This window comes from Streptomyces sp. NPDC059875, from assembly GCF_042731085.1.
GTDB lineage: Bacteria > Actinomycetota > Actinomycetes > Streptomycetales > Streptomycetaceae > Streptomyces.
In genome coordinates this window covers 114,489-129,241 of record NZ_JBHWJZ010000004.1, presented here as the reverse complement: position 1 = coordinate 129,241, position 14,753 = coordinate 114,489, and the positions used below count along the sequence as shown (strand labels likewise).

15 protein-coding genes and 1 tRNA gene are annotated in these 14,753 nt (G+C 71.1%); 6 read left to right on the top strand and 10 right to left on the bottom strand.

The features are described 5' to 3' along the window. The first annotated feature begins 187 nt into the window (after positions 1-187). Complete coding sequence (locus tag ACFV9D_RS06585; protein ID WP_385142382.1) at positions 188-808, top strand: MerR family transcriptional regulator; 621 nt, start codon at positions 188-190, stop codon at positions 806-808. Positions 809-846: 38 nt separating this feature from the next. Here ACFV9D_RS06585 and ACFV9D_RS06580 read toward each other — a convergent pair whose 3' ends face one another. Then, positions 847-1,644, bottom strand: coding sequence for an exodeoxyribonuclease III (locus ACFV9D_RS06580; protein ID WP_385141864.1), 798 nt, complete (start codon positions 1,642-1,644; stop codon positions 847-849). A 50-nt stretch (positions 1,645-1,694) separates the two neighbouring features. Here ACFV9D_RS06580 and ACFV9D_RS06575 point away from each other — a divergent pair, with 50 nt between their 5' ends. From ACFV9D_RS06575 to ACFV9D_RS06565, 3 genes are all read left to right on the top strand, one after another. Beyond that, positions 1,695-2,180: a GNAT family N-acetyltransferase gene (locus ACFV9D_RS06575; RefSeq protein WP_385141861.1), complete on the top strand. Its 486-nt coding sequence runs from the start codon at positions 1,695-1,697 to the stop codon at positions 2,178-2,180. 99 nt (positions 2,181-2,279) lie between these two features. Continuing rightward, complete coding sequence (locus ACFV9D_RS06570) at positions 2,280-3,200, top strand: trypsin-like serine peptidase (protein WP_385141858.1); 921 nt, start codon at positions 2,280-2,282, stop codon at positions 3,198-3,200. Positions 3,201-3,387: 187 nt separating this feature from the next. Further along, positions 3,388-3,750 (top strand): hypothetical protein, encoded by a 363-nt coding sequence (locus ACFV9D_RS06565; RefSeq protein ID WP_385141855.1) that lies wholly within the window; start codon positions 3,388-3,390, stop codon positions 3,748-3,750. A gap of 55 nt (positions 3,751-3,805) precedes the next feature. On the opposite strand, the gene ACFV9D_RS06560 is transcribed toward ACFV9D_RS06565, so the two are convergent. After that, positions 3,806-4,537, bottom strand: a complete 732-nt coding sequence (locus ACFV9D_RS06560) for a DUF4232 domain-containing protein (RefSeq protein WP_385141852.1) — start codon at positions 4,535-4,537, stop codon at positions 3,806-3,808. Between the two features lie 719 nt (positions 4,538-5,256). On the opposite strand from ACFV9D_RS06560, the gene ACFV9D_RS06555 reads away from it, so the two are divergent. Then, positions 5,257-5,379, top strand: coding sequence for a hypothetical protein (locus ACFV9D_RS06555; protein WP_385141849.1), 123 nt, complete (start codon positions 5,257-5,259; stop codon positions 5,377-5,379). 122 nt (positions 5,380-5,501) lie between these two features. On the opposite strand, the gene ACFV9D_RS06550 is transcribed toward ACFV9D_RS06555, so the two are convergent. From ACFV9D_RS06550 to galU, 7 genes are all read right to left on the bottom strand, one after another. Further along, positions 5,502-5,575, bottom strand: a tRNA-Ala gene (locus ACFV9D_RS06550). 96 nt (positions 5,576-5,671) lie between these two features. Next, on the bottom strand, positions 5,672-6,757 hold the full coding sequence (glpR, locus tag ACFV9D_RS06545) for a gephyrin-like molybdotransferase receptor GlpR (RefSeq protein ID WP_385141846.1): 1,086 nt from the start codon (positions 6,755-6,757) through the stop codon (positions 5,672-5,674). 142 nt (positions 6,758-6,899) lie between these two features. Further along, positions 6,900-7,523: a GNAT family N-acetyltransferase gene (locus tag ACFV9D_RS06540; RefSeq protein WP_385141843.1), complete on the bottom strand. Its 624-nt coding sequence runs from the start codon at positions 7,521-7,523 to the stop codon at positions 6,900-6,902. Beyond that, the gene (locus tag ACFV9D_RS06535) at positions 7,520-7,990 is read right to left on the bottom strand and encodes a molybdenum cofactor biosynthesis protein B (RefSeq protein ID WP_385142379.1); all 471 of its coding nucleotides are present in this window, start codon (positions 7,988-7,990) and stop codon (positions 7,520-7,522) included. The genes ACFV9D_RS06540 and ACFV9D_RS06535 overlap by 4 nt, the downstream gene beginning before the upstream one ends. Before the next feature lie 215 nt (positions 7,991-8,205). After that, a complete protein-coding gene (moaC, locus tag ACFV9D_RS06530; protein WP_385141840.1) occupies positions 8,206-8,697 on the bottom strand; it encodes a cyclic pyranopterin monophosphate synthase MoaC in 492 nt (163 codons plus the stop codon). 57 nt (positions 8,698-8,754) lie between these two features. Next, complete coding sequence (gene glp, locus ACFV9D_RS06525) at positions 8,755-10,128, bottom strand: gephyrin-like molybdotransferase Glp (RefSeq protein ID WP_385141837.1); 1,374 nt, start codon at positions 10,126-10,128, stop codon at positions 8,755-8,757. A 4-nt stretch (positions 10,129-10,132) separates the two neighbouring features. Then, positions 10,133-11,035: a UTP--glucose-1-phosphate uridylyltransferase GalU gene (gene galU / locus ACFV9D_RS06520; RefSeq protein WP_385141834.1), complete on the bottom strand. Its 903-nt coding sequence runs from the start codon at positions 11,033-11,035 to the stop codon at positions 10,133-10,135. A gap of 123 nt (positions 11,036-11,158) precedes the next feature. On the opposite strand from galU, the gene ACFV9D_RS06515 reads away from it, so the two are divergent. Beyond that, complete coding sequence (locus ACFV9D_RS06515; RefSeq protein WP_385142377.1) at positions 11,159-11,740, top strand: 5-formyltetrahydrofolate cyclo-ligase; 582 nt, start codon at positions 11,159-11,161, stop codon at positions 11,738-11,740. Positions 11,741-11,757: 17 nt separating this feature from the next. On the opposite strand, the gene ACFV9D_RS06510 is transcribed toward ACFV9D_RS06515, so the two are convergent. Further along, positions 11,758-14,520, bottom strand: coding sequence for a penicillin acylase family protein (locus tag ACFV9D_RS06510; RefSeq protein ID WP_385141831.1), 2,763 nt, complete (start codon positions 14,518-14,520; stop codon positions 11,758-11,760). Positions 14,521-14,753: the final 233 nt, after the last annotated feature.

Below are 14,753 nucleotides of genomic sequence, written 5' to 3'. Positions count from 1 at the left end.
GATTCCGCCAGCAATCACTGGCACAGTCGGGACTGTAGAGCAGCCGCATACCGAGCGGTAGGGGTCGAGCAAGGGAAAGTTACCGGCGGTACAACATAGGCTGGCGGGCGTGGCAGAACGATCGGATCAGGTGACGGGCGACCAGCCGGCCCAGGCGGCTTCCGCCGGCGGCGTACGCGAGTACCGCATGGACGAACTCGCCGCGGCGGCCGGCATCACCGTCCGCACCCTGCGCTTCTACCGCGAGCGCGGCCTGATCGCACCGCCCCGCCGCGAGGGCCGCATCGCCTGGTACGACGACCACCACCTGGCCAAGCTCCGGACGATCGCGGCCCTGCTCGAACGCGGCCACACCCTCAACGGCATCGCCGACCTCAACACCGCCTTCGAGAGCGGCAAGGACGTCAGCGAGGTCCTCGGCCTCGGCGAACCCACCGAGGAGGAGCCGATCCGGCTCACCCCCCAGGAACTGGCCGACTACTTCGCGGGCGAGGTCACCCCCGAGAACCTGCTGGCCGCCCTCGACCTCGGCTATCTCGCCACCGACGGCGACGCGATCGTCCACATCAGCCGCCGGCTGCTGGAGGTCTCCGCGGCCCTGGTGAAGGAGGGCGTCCCGCTCTCCGCGGTCCTGGAGGCGGGCCGAGCGGTCCGCGAACACGCGGACGCGCTGGCGGGGCTCTTCACCGACCTGCTCCGCGAGCACGCGGAGGAGAAGGACATCCAGCGCCTGCGCCCGCTCGCGAAGAGCGTGGTGGAGGCGGAGCTGTCGATGGCGATGGACCGCCGGCTGCGCGAGCCGTCGTAGGCGGAGGGGGCGCACCGGGCGCCCCCACCCCCTCACCCCTACAGCTCGTAGACCGCCGTCACGGGCGCGTGGTCGCTCCACCGCTCTTCGTGCGTGGCGGCCCGCTCGACGTACGCCTTGACGGCCTTGGCGGCCAGCCCCGGCGTCGCGACCTGGTAGTCGATGCGCCAGCCGCTGTCGTTGTCGAAGGCGCGCCCGCGGTACGACCACCACGAGTACGGCCCCTCCTGGTCCGGGTGGAGGGCGCGGACGACGTCGACGTACTCCGCCTCGTCGAAGACGCGGCTCAGCCACTCCCGCTCCTCGGGCAGGAAGCCGGCCTTCTTCGCGTTGAGCTTCCAGTTCTTGAGGTCGGCCTCGCGGTGGGCGATGTTCCAGTCACCGCAGACGACGACCTCGCGCCCGTCGGCGGCGGAGCGCTCCTTGAGCTCCTTCAGGTACGGCAGGAACTCGTCCATGAAGCGGATCTTCTCGTCCTGCCTCTCGGTGCCGACCTCGCCGGAAGGCAAGTAGAGGCTGGCGACGGTCACACCGGGCAGGTCGGCCTCGATGTACCGGCCGCTGCCGTCGAACTCGCTCGACCCGAAGCCGACGCGTACGGCGTCCGGCTCACGCCGCGTGTACAGCGAGACACCGGCGCGCCCCTTGGCGGCGGCGGGCGCGTACGCGGCGAACCACCCCTCGGGCGCCCGGACCTCGGCCGGGAGCTGGGACTCCTCGGCGCGCACCTCCTGCAGGCAGACGGCGTCGGCGGAGGTGCCGGCGAGCCACTCCACGAAGCCCTTCTTGGCGGCGGCGCGAAGACCATTGACATTGACGGACGTCACAGTGAGCATCCCGGGAGAATACCGACCTCCGCGCTCCGCATAGATGTACGATACTCCGCATGAACATACGCCCGACCCCTTACGACCATCCTGACGCGGTCAAACTCAACGACGCCGTCCAGCTGGAGTACGTCGCCCGCTACGGCGACGAGGGCGATGCCACACCGCTCGACGCCGGCATGTTCGTACCGCCGCTCGGTCTCTACCTCCTCGCGTACGACTCCGAGGGCCGCCCCGTCGCGACGGGCGGCTGGCGCATCCAGGACGCGAACGACGAGGGGTACGCGGACGGGGACGCCGAGCTCAAGCGCATGTACGTGGTGCCCGAGGCGCGCGGCCTGGGCCTGGCCCGCCGCATCCTGGCGGCGCTCGAGGCGGACGCCCGCGCGGCGGGACGCGTTCGCATGGTCCTGGAGACGGGCACGGCGCAGCCGGAGGCGATCGCGCTGTACCTGAGCAGCGGCTACGAGCCGTGCACGAAATTCGGCTACTACCGGGAGTACGAGAACAGCCGCTGCTTCGCGAAGCCCCTCACATCTTCCTGACGCGCTCCTGACAATCGTCTCACTATCTGGCACGCTTCCTCACGCACGTCGATCCGCACCGTTCTCATCCCCCACCTGCCTCGGCAGAAGGAGACATGCGTGAGACGCCATCGCACAGTCGCAGCCGTCCTGTTGTCGGTCGGAGCGCTGCTGACCGGAGCCCTGTCCGCGACCTCGGCGCAAGCGGCGGAGAAGCCCGCCTTCTGGACCGCCGAGCGGATGCGCTCGGCGACCCCGCTCGACCTCGAGGTCGCCCCCGGAGCCCTCGCGACCCTCAAGCAGGTCGCCCGCTCGACCACCCCGACGACGATCACCCCGACCTCAGTGGCCCCGACGGCCTTCCCGCAGCCGGGCGGCCCCTGGACGGGCGGCGGCGCGGTCGTGAAGACCTCGGGCCGGGTCTTCTTCACCTTCCAGGGCCGTACGGCCTCCTGTTCGGGCAACGCGGTCACCAGCCAGAACCAGAGCACGGTCATCACGGCCGGCCACTGCGTGAAGTACCAGGGCGCGTGGCACACGAACTGGGTGTTCGTCCCGGCGTACGACAACGGCAGCGCGCCGTACGGCCAGTGGACGGCGACGAAGACGCTCACCACCCCGCAGTGGGAGGCGAGCGAGGACATCAACTACGACATCGGCGCGGCGGTCGTGGCCCCCCTGAACGGCCAGAAGCTGACGTCGGTCACCGGCGCGCAGGGCATCCAGTTCAACGGCGGCTACAACAAGCCGATGTACGCCTTCGGCTTCCCGGCCGCGTCCCCCTACGACGGCTCGAAACTGATCCACTGCGCGGGGAACTCCTCGAAGGACTTCCTCTTCTCCCAGGACCACAGCCTCGCCTGCAACATGACGGGCGGCTCCAGCGGCGGCCCCTGGTTCACCGGCTTCAACGAGACCACGGGCACGGGCCTCCAGGTCTCGGTGAACAGCTTCGGCTACACCTTCCTGCCCAACCGCATGTTCGGCCCGTACTTCGGCAACGACGCGAAGGCCCTCTACGACCGGGCCCAGACCTCCTGACCCCGAACCGCGGCCCCCGACGGACCTCCTCCGCCGGGGGCCGCGGCGCGCCCGCGCGCCGGGCGGCGGCTCTTGTGTGACGAGATGGGATTGGCGGCATTCGGGTGGTATGCCCCGGGAACTGCAACTGGCCGCGGCACGGCCGCAGTCCTCCTCATCAGTGGGCAGGACAACCGAGGAGGAACTCATGACTGCACTCCAGTCTTTCACCGCGGCCCCGACCGAAGTGGCGGACCTCGATCCCTACCGCTTCCCTGCCGTGTACATCGACGACCACATCGGCGAGCGCCCCGAGGAGGGGTACGCGCGGACGCACATCTCCCACGGCTTCCTGGAGTCCGGGGACTACCAGCTGCCCGCGCCCGTGCCCGGCACGCGGCTGTCCGTGACCCTGGAGCCGGCGGACCGGCGCCGGCTGGATCTGCACGCCGCGCTCACCACGGCCGGTATCGCCCCGCTGCCCGGCGACCTCGACGCCATCGAGGCGCTGTGCACGCTCGACGACTTCACCCACATCGCGCTCCAGCGGTGGATCACCCGCTCCGCATGACCGGAGCGAGGGTGGCCGCACCGACGCGGCCACCCTCGCCCCTCGTACGGAGGGATCAGAACTCGTCGGCGCCGTTGCGCAGCTCGTGCGTCCAGTAGCCGGTCCTGGCGACCGCGTCGTCGACGGCGACACCGCCGGCGGGCGCCTGGACCACCTTGCCGCCCTCGGCCGGGCCGTCCGCGGCGAAGAGGTTCAGGTTGAACGAGGACACGGCGCGGTTCTCCTCGTCGACACCGCCGTCGTTGATCCGCACGGCCGCGTAGGCCGGGGCCCCGGCGGCCAGCACGACGGGCGTACCCGGCCTGCTCTTGGCGACGGCCGGAACGTCCTTGGCCGTCTGGATGTCGCCGAACGCGATCAGCGGGTACTGGAGCAGCGTGCAGGCGCGGCCGGAGACGTTGGTCGCGGTCAGGGTGATGTGCGTGGTGGGCACGCCGTCCTGCTTGGCCGCGGAGACCTTCACGTCGTTGACGGTGCAGGCCGGGGTCTTGCCGTCCTTCTTCTTGGAACCGGTCTGCGCGGCGGACGTCGCCGAGTCCGCCGCGTCCGCACCGGAGCCGCCGCTGGTCCCGGACCCGCCGGCGCTGCCCGTGCTGCCGCCCGTGGAGCCGGTGCCACCCGTGCTGCCGCCCGTGGACCCGGTGCCGGGCGTGACCTCCGAGACGGGCGCGGCGGCCTTCTTCTCCCCCGTACCAGCGCCGTCCGCCCCGCCGCAGGCGGTGAGTGCGAGAGCGAGCGCGGCGGTGGCGCCGGCAAGGACGGTGGTGCGGATGCGGAACGTACGCATGTGAACTCCCCGTAGGTGATGACCGCCTCGTCCGGCGGCCTGGTCAAAACCCTGCCGCCCCGCCCACCGGAGCCGCCAGAACTCACCACCGATACGGGACGCTGGGACGTTCCACCCCATCCGACCTGCGGAAACACACAACCCCAGAACGACGGGTTGGAACGCCGAAAGAGACCGGCCCACCCCCGCACCCACCAACCGCCCCCAAAACCCGCCCCCTTCGGGACCCACCCCGAACCGCCCCCGGAACTCTGCTGTCAGAGGTCACCCCTATCGTGCGAGGAACGGTGCTGAGAGGAGCGATGATGGGGTTTTCGGGCGAGTTGGTCTTCGGCCGCAGTGAGCGTCCACTGCTTGAGGCCCCGGTCTTCGGCGGTGCCCAAGAGGACGACGAGGGCGGCATAACCGCTTGGTGGCCGAGGCCTGGTGGATGGCAGACGCTGCAGCTCCACGATGAGACCTCGCCGACCAAGCCCGAAGAGCTCCTGCGGGCTGTGGTCGAGTGGACCGGAGCTCCCGCATGTGTGGCGTCCGTGCACGACAGCAGCGTCGCGCTGGTCCGGGGCCTGGAACCTGGCGGTGCCGAGTGGGACGCGTGGCTGAATCTGGAGATCGCGGCAGAGATGTCGGACCGTCCTTTGCCCTAGCTGGACGCCTGCGTGCCCGGCGACGCCGGCCGCGCCCTCGCCTGGGCCCGGTCTGCGGGAGTTGGCCCGGACGTGGACGTGACCACGATCGAGGAGGTCCTGCGGTCCCACGAGACCTTCGTGGAAGAGCTCTTCGACGCGCTCCTGGATCGCTTGGGCTTCCCTGCGGCAGTCGATCCTGAGGCACAGCACTGAACAAGATGTGCTCGGTCCCCTGGCCAGGCATGTCTGAACCGAACCATTGGCATCGAACGACCCCTGAAACGACGAGATCCCGCCCGATCTTTCGATCGGACGGGATCTCGTCATTGCGCTTGTGGACCTGTGGGGATTTGAACCCCAGACCCCCTCGATGCGAACGAGGTGCGCTACCAGACTGCGCCACAGGCCCTTGCGACGTGTGAAACATTAGCATCCCGATCGGGGTACGAGGAAATCCGTTCCCCCGCAGGTCAGCCGAGGGCCCCGGAGGGTCCCCGGCCGTGGGTCATTCGTTGGCCGCGCGGGGGCGGTCGTCGTCCGCGTACTGGTCGAAGAGCGGGGTGCGGCCGTGGTCGCGCTGGCGGCGCGGGGGGTTCGTGCGCTGGCGCGGGGCCGGTGCCGGAGTGGCGGGCGGAGCCGGGGTCGGGTCCGCGGCCGTGGAGGAGCGGGCCGAGCTCCAGGTCTCCGGGTCCGTGATGTCGACGCCGCTCGTCGCGCGCGGGGCGACCGGGGCGGTGACGTACGTGGGGAGCGGGACCGGGACCGGGTCCCAGCTGTCGCCGCGGGCCGGGCCGCGCTCGCGCTGCTGGTCCACCCACTCCGCGTGGTCCGTCTGCTCGACGAGCGCGCGGCGGCCGGCCTCCTGCGGGGAGACCGCGGGCGCCGGTTCGGGTTCGGGGCGGGCCGGCTCCTCGTCCGCGTCCGGCACGGGCTGCCGGCGCTGCGGGCGGCTCTCGCGCAGGCGCGCCGCCGCCGCCTCGGCGCGGCGGCGGTCCATCACGTACACGAACCGCCGGCGCTCCGTCGTCCGCAGATGCACGATGTACGCGCTCAGCAGCACCGCGGGGGCCGCCGGCGCCCACAGGAACGCGAGGCCGCCGACCGCGGCGACGACCGCGCCGAGGGTGAAGGCGAGGAAGAGGACGACCGTGGTGCGCCGGCGCCGGGCGAGGACCTTGCCGCGCCGGGCGCGCTCCGCGGCCGCCTTCGAAGGCCTCCGCGCGGCGGCGGGCGCCGGGGCGGGGGCCGGGGCCGGCGACGGCGCGGGGGCCGGTTCCGGGATCTCCAGGCGGGCTTCCGTCCTGGCCGCGGGCGCGGAAAAGGCCCGGACGTCGACCGAGCTCAGATGCTCCGTCTCGACGTCCGGGTCCACGTCGGGCTCCGCGTCGTCCGCCCTACGGTCCCGGCCCTTCAGCTCCTTGGCGTACCGGCGCTCCATTCCCGCCCGTCCGGACAGCAGCCGGATGGCGGTGCTGAAGCGTTCCGTCGGACGGGCCTCGTTGAGCTCGTCCTGCCTGCGGAGCCACATCGGCACCAAGTAGGCGGCCCAGGCCCCGACGATGACTGCGTAGATGAGGCCGCTGCTGCTCACGCTTCACACCGTAGAGGGGTTCCGTTACGGGCATCGGCCAATTGGCCCGGTGTGTCGCACGATCTGGCTGATATCACTGAACTTTTTTGTGATTGTTCAGATCGATTGAGGATCAACTGCTGATTGAATTCGAACACTTATTTTATTTGGCCGGGTGGGAGGGACGTGCCTGGTGCCAGCGGCGCAGCAGTCCCTCGGGCACTTCCTCGGCGGTGAGCGCGAAGACCAGATGGTCCCGCCACGCCCCGTCGATGTGGAGGTACCGCGGCCGCAGCCCTTCCTCCCGGAATCCCAATTTCTCCACGACCCGTCGCGAGGGGCCGTTCTCGGGCCGAATGCAGACTTCGATCCGGTGCAGTCCGACCGTGCGGAAGCAGTGGTCCACGGCGAGCGCGACCGCCGTCGGCATGACGCCGCGTCCGGCCACCGCGCTGTCCACCCAGTAGCCGACGTGGCCCGAGCACATCGAGCCCCAGGTGATCCCCGCCACGGTCAGCTGGCCGACGAGCCCGCCCTGGTACTCGATCACGAACGGCAGCATCCGGCCCGCGTTCGCCTCGGCCCGCAGATGGCGGACCATCTGCCGGTACGTCGGCCGCTGCGCGACCGGACCGCCGGGGGCGGGCGGCGGAATCGTCGCCTCCCACGGGCGCAGCCAGTCGCGGTTGCGCCGGTTCACCTCGCGCCAGGCCCCCTGGTCGCGCAGCTTTATCGGGCGGAGTACGACGTCTCCGTCGGAGAGGACCACGGGCCAGGACGGGATCATGACGGTCTCGGGTGGTCGCCGCCGCGGACCTGGTCGACCGCGTGCCGCAGGAGCGGTTCCAGTACGGCGACGCCGTCGCGGACCCCGCCGGAGGAGCCGGGCAGATTCACGATCACGGTCCCGCGCGCGACACCCGCGAGGCCACGGGAGAGGGCGGCCGTCGGGACCTTCTCGCGGCCGTAGGCGCGGATCGCCTCGGGGATGCCGGGGATCTCGTGGTCGAGGACCCGGCGGGTGACCTCGGGGGTGGCGTCGGTCGGCGAGATGCCGGTGCCGCCGGTGGTGAGGATGACGTCGTACCCGGCCGCGACCCCGGCCCGCAGCGCGGCCTCGACCGGCGCACCGTCCGGGACGACCTGCGGGCCGTCCACGGCGAAGCCCATCCGGGCCAGCCCCTCGGCGAGCAGCGGGCCGCCCTTGTCCTCGTAGACGCCGGCCGCGGCGCGGTTGGAGGCGGTGACGACCAGGGCGGAGTAGGGCGCGGAGAGGGCGCCGCCGAGCTCCGGGCCGAGCTCCGCGGGCGCGGTCCCCTCCGTCGGGGCCGTACCGGCGGCCGCGTGGCCCTCGTGCCCGTGCGCCTCGCTCACCCGGCCGGCACGGGCCTGGGCGTGAAGTGCGGCGGGCGCCACGACCTCCCCGCCGGCGGGCGCCTCGACGTCCGCGCCCGGAGACGTCGGCGCCGTCACGACTCGGCCCCTTCCCGGGTCCAGTGGCCCGACTTCCCGCCCGTCTTCTCCTCCACCCGTACGTCGGAGATGACCGCGCCCTTGTCGACCGCCTTGATCATGTCGACGACGGTCAGCGCGGCGACCGAGACCGCCGTCAGGGCCTCCATCTCCACGCCCGTGCGGTCCGTGGTCTTCACGGTCGCCAGGATCTCCACCGCGTCGTCGGTGACCGTGAGGTCGAGCGTCACGCCCGAGACGGACAGCGGGTGGCAGAGCGGGATGAGGTCGGGGGTCTTCTTCGCGCCCATGATCCCGGCGATCCGGGCGGTGGCGAGCGCGTCGCCCTTCGGTACGCCCTCGCCCCGCAGCAGCTCGATCACGCGCGGCGAGACGAGGACGCGGCCACTGGCGCGCGCCGTCCGCGCCGTGACGTCCTTCGCGGAGACGTCGACCATGCGGGCCGCACCCGCCTCGTCGATGTGGGTGAGTCCTTGCTGCGTGCTCATGGCCGTGACACTCCCGGTCGCTGTGTGGGACGCCACGGTACCGCCACCAGGGCCTCCTCAGCCGAGGAGGACCACGTCCAGCTCACGGCCGGGCTCCACTTCCGTGGCCTCCTCCGGGACGACGAGCAGCGCGTTCGCGTGCGCGAGCGCGGCGATCAGGTGGGAGCCGGCGCCGCCCACCGGAGTGACGGTGCCCGACTCGGCGTCGTACGTCCCGCGCAGGAACTGGCGCCGGCCGGCCGGGGACGAGAGCGCCTTGTCGGCCTCGAGCACGGCGCGGACCCGCGGGCGGTGCAGATCCTGGAGGCCCATCAGGGCCCGGATCGCGGGCCGCACGAACAGCTCGAAGGAGACGTACGAGGAGACGGGGTTGCCGGGCAGGGCGAGCAGCGGGGTGTGCTCGGGGCCGATCGTCCCGAAGCCCTGCGGCTTGCCCGGCTGCATGGCCAGCTTGCGGAAGTCGACCCGGCCGTCGGCGCTCAGCGTCTCCTTGACCACGTCGTACGCGCCCACGCTGACCCCGCCCGTGGTGACGAGCAGGTCGGCGCGGATCAGCTGGTCCTCGATGGTGGCCCGGAGCGTCTCGGCGTCGTCGGTGACGGCGCCGACCCGGTAGGCGATGGCGCCGGCGTCGCGAGCGGCGGCGGCCAGCGCGAAGCTGTTGGAGTCGTAGATCCGACCCTCGCCCAACTCCTCGCCGGGCTGGGCCAGTTCACTGCCGGTGGAGAGCACGACGACGCGCGGGCGCGGGCGCACCCGCACCGTGGCGCGGCCGATCGCGGCGAGCAGTCCGATCTGGGGCGGCCCGAGGACCGTCCCGGCCTCCAGGGCCAGGTCACCGGCCTGGACGTCGCTGCCCTTGGCGCGGACGTGCGCGCGGGCCTCGGCGGCCCGGTGCACGCGGACCTCGCCGCCGGCGCCCTCGGGTGCGGCGCTGGCGGCGCGCATCCCGCTCGCCGCGCCCCCGCCCGTACCGCCGTCGGTCCACTCGACGGGGACGACGGCCTCGGCGCCGGGCGGCAGCGGGGCGCCGGTCATGATCCGGGCGGCCTCGCCGGGGCCGACCTCGGGCAGGCCGCCGGCGCCGGCGGCCACGTCGCCGATGACGGTCAGGACGGCCGGGAACTCCTCGGTGGCACCGGCCACATCGGCGACCCGGACCGCGTATCCGTCCATGGAGCTGTTGTCGAACGGGGGCAGTGAGACCGGCACCGTGACGTCCTCGACCAGGACGCAGCCCTGGGCGTCGGGCAGTTGCAGCTCGATGGGTTCGAGCGGGGAGACCGCCGCCAGGATGTCGTCCAGGTGCTCGTCCACCGACCACAGGCCGCGGGACGGACCCGCGCAGGGATCGCCGGACGGATCGGCGGACGAATCGGCAGACGAATCGCCTGACGGGCCGCCGGACACCGGTGCCGCACTGCTGCTCAAGGTGCTACATCTCCTCGGTCACGTAACTGCGAAGCCAGGTCCGGAAGTCCGGGCCCAGGTCTTCACGTTCGCACGCGAGTCTGACAATGGCACGCAGATAGTCCCCGCGGTCACCGGTGTCATAGCGCCGGCCCTTGAAGACCACGCCGTGGACCGGGCCGCCGACCTTCTCGTCCTGGGCGAGCTTCTGCAGGGCGTCGGTCAGCTGGATCTCGCCGCCGCGGCCCGGCTCGGTCTCGCGCAGTATCCCGAACACGGCGGGGTCCAGGACGTAACGGCCGATGATCGCGTAGCTGCTGGGCGCCTCGTCCGGGGCCGGCTTCTCGACCAGATCCGTCACCTTCACGACGTCCGAGTCGATCGTCGCCTCGACCGCGGCGCAGCCGTAGAGGTGGATCTGCGAGGGCTCGACCTCCATCAGCGCGATCACGCTGCCGCCCTCGCGCTCCTGCACCTCCACCATGCGGGAGAGCAGCGGGTCGCGCGGGTCGATCAGGTCGTCGCCGAGCAGCACGGCGAAGGGCTGGTCACCGACGTGCGGGGCCGCGCAGAGCACGGCGTGGCCGAGACCGCGCGGGTCGCCCTGGCGCACGTAGTGCATCGTCGCGAGGTCGTTGGACTCCTGCACCTTGGACAGGCGCTCCGCATCGCCCTTGCGGACCAGCGCCTCCTCCAGCTCATAGTTCCGATCGAAGTGGTCCTCGAGGGGACGCTTGTTACGACCGGTGATCATGAGAACGTCGGAGAGGCCGGCAGCGGCGGCTTCCTCGACGACGTACTGGATCGCGGGCTTGTCGACGACCGGAAGCATTTCCTTCGGCGTGGCTTTGGTGGCCGGAAGGAAGCGCGTACCGAGACCGGCGGCCGGGATGACAGCCTTGCTGATCCTGGGAGGGGACTGAGTCATGCGCGCATGATAGCCGTTCGAAATGAGAGGAAGATGGGCCTCCCGCTGGCTTCCTACGCATACGACAGGTACGAGAGGTTCGTGAGTACAGGTGAGTTCCCAGTGACGGCCGACATGGGCGAGATGGCCGAAAAGGCCACCCTGCGCCGCCGACTTCTCGCTGCCCGCGCCGAGCTGCCCGGCCATGGTGTCGCATCCGCCGGGGAGCAGCTCGCCCGGGGTGCGCTGGAGCTGCCCGCGGTGGCGGAGGCGTCGACCGTGGCCGCCTACGTGTCGGTGGGCCGCGAGCCGGGCACGCGCGCGTTGCTCGACGCGCTGCGCGCACGGGGCGTCCGCGTCCTGCTGCCCGTACTGCTGTCGGACAACGATCTCGACTGGGCCGCGTACGAGGGTGCCGAGAGCCTGGCGAAGGCCGGCCGGGGTCTGCTGGAGCCGACCGGGCCGCGGCTCGGCCCGGAGGCCGTGTGCGAGGCCGACGTGGTGCTGCTGCCCGGCCTCGCGGTCGACGAGCGCGGGATGCGCCTGGGGCGGGGCGGCGGCTCGTACGACCGGGTGCTCGCCCGGCTGGCGCGGGCGGACGCCCATCCGTCCCTGGTGGTGCTCCTCTACGCGAACGAGGTGGTCGCCCGGGTCCCGGAGGAACCGCACGACCACCCCGTGCACGCGGTGGTGACCCCGGAGGGGGTCAGACGCTTCAAGCCCTGACAGCCGCCGGACAGGCCCTAGGGCTTGAGGGTCAGCGTCTCCTTCGTGGAGGCGTCGACCGCCGCCTTGCCGAAGGACCAGTCGAGCAGATCGCCCTTCGCCCACGCGTCGGTCTGGTCGGTGTAGTGCGAGTGGTATGCGTGGCCCGAGGCGCCGGACAGGTTTATCCAGCGCGACCTGTCCCAGTCGCCGACGTTGACGACCATCCGCATCGACGGGACCCAGATGACGTCGTAGCCGCCGGCCGCGTTCCAGCCGGTCGCGTTCACCGCCGCCTCGCCGCCGCCCAGGTTCCAGGGGCCGCGGTTGAGCAGCGACTGGATGAAGCCCGGTCCGGCGGTGCCGAGGGTCTGGTTCTTCAGGGTCAGCTGGTGCAGCCGGCCCCAGCTCCAGGTGGAGACGTCCTTGCCGAGCTTGGCGGTCAGCTCCCAGCGGGCGTCCTCCATGGCCCGGGCGAGCAGCTGGTCACGGTTCTCGGTGGCCTGGTCCGTGCGGTTGGCCTCGGTCTTCCACCAGGCGCTGTTCTCCTGCTTGAGGAGCGGGCGGACCACCTCGTACCAGCGGTCGCCGCCGTCCGGCTGGGCCGTGTCCGGGTCGCGCTCGCCGCACTCCCGTACCCGCTTGTTCTGCTCGTCCACCGGCAGGCCGGTGGAGTCGGCCGGGCGGACGCTGATGCAGTCGCCCTCGGCCCGCAGCTCCTTGGGCAGCTTGTCGCCGAAGGCGAGCTTGAGGACGTTGCGCCAGACCGCGTTGAAGTACGCGGCCGCGGCCGAGTCGGGCTCCTGGGTGTAGTCCCAGCCCTCGAGCAGCTTCTGCGCCTCGCGGACGTAGGGGTCCGAGATGTCGATCTTCAGCAGGAGCGGGTTGAGGAGGGTCGCGATCTCGCTGCGGTTGTCCATCTGCATGGTCCGCATGTCGTCCGGCGAGATCTTTCCGCCGTCCTTGGTCTTCGACTCGATGAGGTCGTTGATCCGCTGGCTGCGCGAGCCGTATCCCCAGTCCTCCGTAAGGAGGTAGGGGTACTTGCCGGCGTCGACGACGGCCTGGTTGGCGGTGACGATGTAGCCGCGGTCGGGGTTCTCCTCGTACGGCAGCTCGTCGTACGGGATGTAGCCCTTCCACTGGTACGAGGAGTCCCAGCCGGGTGCGGGAACGGTGCCGTCGTGGCCCTTGGCGCGGACCGGGATCCTGCCGGGCGCCTGGTAGCCGATGTTCTCGGCGTCGGCGTAGATCAGGTTCTGGGAGGGGACCTCGAAGTGCTCGGCCGCGGCGCGGAACTGCTTGAAGTTCTTGGCGCGGTTGAGCTCGAAGATCGCGTCCATGGACTTGCCGGGCTGGAGGGCCGTCCACCGGAGGGAGACGGCGTAGCCGGTACCGCGGTCCGGGGCGGCGTTGCCGACGGGCGCCTTCTGGCCGACCTTCTCCAGCTCGGAGGAGCGGTCGGAGACGATCGGGCCGTTGCCGGTCGAACGGATCGTGATCGTCCGGCTGCCACCGCCGGCGATCTTGATGGTCTCCTCGCGGATCGCGAAGGGCTTGACCCGGCCGTCGACCTGGTAGCCGGTGTCCCCGACCTTCTCCAGGTAGAGGTCGGTGACGTCGGCGCCGAGGTTGGTGAGGCCCCAGGCGATGGTGTCGTTGTGGCCGATGATCACGCCGGGCGTACCGGAGAAGGTGTAGCCGGCGACGTCGTAACGGCAGGTCGCCGAGACGGAGCGGCAGTGCAGGCCCATCTGGTACCAGAGGGACGGCAGCATCGGCGCGAGGTGCGGGTCGTTGGCGAGCAGCGGCTTGCCGGAGGTGGTGTACCGGCCGGAGACGACCCAGGAGTTCGAGCCGATGCCGTTGCCGTTGGGGCCGAGCAGGGCGGGGATCTTGTCGAGCGCGTCGGAGAGCGCGCCGAGCTGGGACTGCATCCCGCCCAGGGCGCCGTCCGCGGTGCCGCCCGTCGAACCGTTGGTGCCGGTGCCGCTGCTGTTGTCGCTCGTCGAACCGTTGGTGCCGGTGCCGTTCGTCGAGTCGTCGGCGTCGTTCGAGGCGCCCTTGCCCGCGCCGTCGACGATCGGCTGGTGCAGGTCGGACGGGTACTCCGGGTACAGCTCCTTGATCTGAGCGGCGCTCAGCCGGCTCGTCATCAGGGAGCGGTCGATCTCCTCCTGCATGTTGCCGCGCAGGTCCCACGCCATCGCCTTGAGCCAGGCCACCGAGTCGACGGGGGTCCAGGGCTCGATCTCGTAGTCGTTGGAGAAGGCCAGAGCCGCGTACTCGACCGAGATGTCCGAGGCGTCCCGGTCCTTGAGATAGGCGTTGACGCCCTCCGCGTAAGCCTGGAGGTTCTTCTTCGTCTCCGCCGACAGGACCTTGTCGTACTCCTGCTGGGCAACCTGACGCCAGCCCAGGGTGCGCAGGAAGGCGTCGGTGTCGACCTGGTCCTTGCCGAACATCTCGGACAGGCGGCCCGACGTCATGTGACGGCGGACGTCCATCTCGTAGAAGCGGTCCTGGGCCTGGACGAACCCCTGGGCGCGGAAGAGGTCGGCCTCGGTGTCGGCGTAGATCTGCGGAACCCCGTAGGCGTCGCGCTTGACCTCGACCTGGCCGGAGAGCTTGTCGAGCCGGAGCTCGCCCGTGGTCTGCGGGAACGAGCCGCGGACGGTGCTGACGCCCCAGTACCCGCCGTAACCGATGCCCGCCACCAGTGCGAGGACCAGGACGAGGACGATCAGGCGGGCGCGCCGCCCCTTCTTCTTGGCGTGGGGCGCGGTCGTGTTGGAGGGCATCTCTGTCCTTCGAGGGGCAGGGTGGTCCTGGAGTACGGGAGCAACCTTAGGCGCAGCGTCCGAGCGACCCGGACGGGGTGCCGGTAAGTGGTCCGCACTGATGATCGAGGAGGTACCGGCGGAGATACCAGGAGGGCGTCAAGAAAGCGTTAAAGATTAGGTAAGGTAACGAAGTACCGGCTGCTGGAGGAACGATCCGGCTGCACGCGAGGGGAAGGATCGGCCACTGACTG

Excerpts from the sequence above, each read along its gene's own strand:
- ACFV9D_RS06585 (WP_385142382.1), top strand. The coding sequence starts at position 188 with ATGGACGAACTCGCCGCGGCGGCCGGCATCACCGTCCGCACCCTGCGC.
- ACFV9D_RS06580 (WP_385141864.1), bottom strand. The coding sequence starts at position 1,644 with ATGCTCACTGTGACGTCCGTCAATGTCAATGGTCTTCGCGCCGCCGCC.
- ACFV9D_RS06575 (WP_385141861.1), top strand. The coding sequence starts at position 1,695 with ATGAACATACGCCCGACCCCTTACGACCATCCTGACGCGGTCAAACTC.
- ACFV9D_RS06565 (WP_385141855.1), top strand. The coding sequence starts at position 3,388 with ATGACTGCACTCCAGTCTTTCACCGCGGCCCCGACCGAAGTGGCGGAC.
- ACFV9D_RS06560 (WP_385141852.1), bottom strand. The coding sequence starts at position 4,537 with ATGCGTACGTTCCGCATCCGCACCACCGTCCTTGCCGGCGCCACCGCC.
- ACFV9D_RS06540 (WP_385141843.1), bottom strand. The coding sequence starts at position 7,523 with ATGATCCCGTCCTGGCCCGTGGTCCTCTCCGACGGAGACGTCGTACTC.
- moaC (WP_385141840.1), bottom strand. The coding sequence starts at position 8,697 with ATGAGCACGCAGCAAGGACTCACCCACATCGACGAGGCGGGTGCGGCC.
- galU (WP_385141834.1), bottom strand. The coding sequence starts at position 11,035 with ATGACTCAGTCCCCTCCCAGGATCAGCAAGGCTGTCATCCCGGCCGCC.
- ACFV9D_RS06515 (WP_385142377.1), top strand. The coding sequence starts at position 11,159 with ATGGCCGAAAAGGCCACCCTGCGCCGCCGACTTCTCGCTGCCCGCGCC.
- ACFV9D_RS06510 (WP_385141831.1), bottom strand. The coding sequence starts at position 14,520 with ATGCCCTCCAACACGACCGCGCCCCACGCCAAGAAGAAGGGGCGGCGC.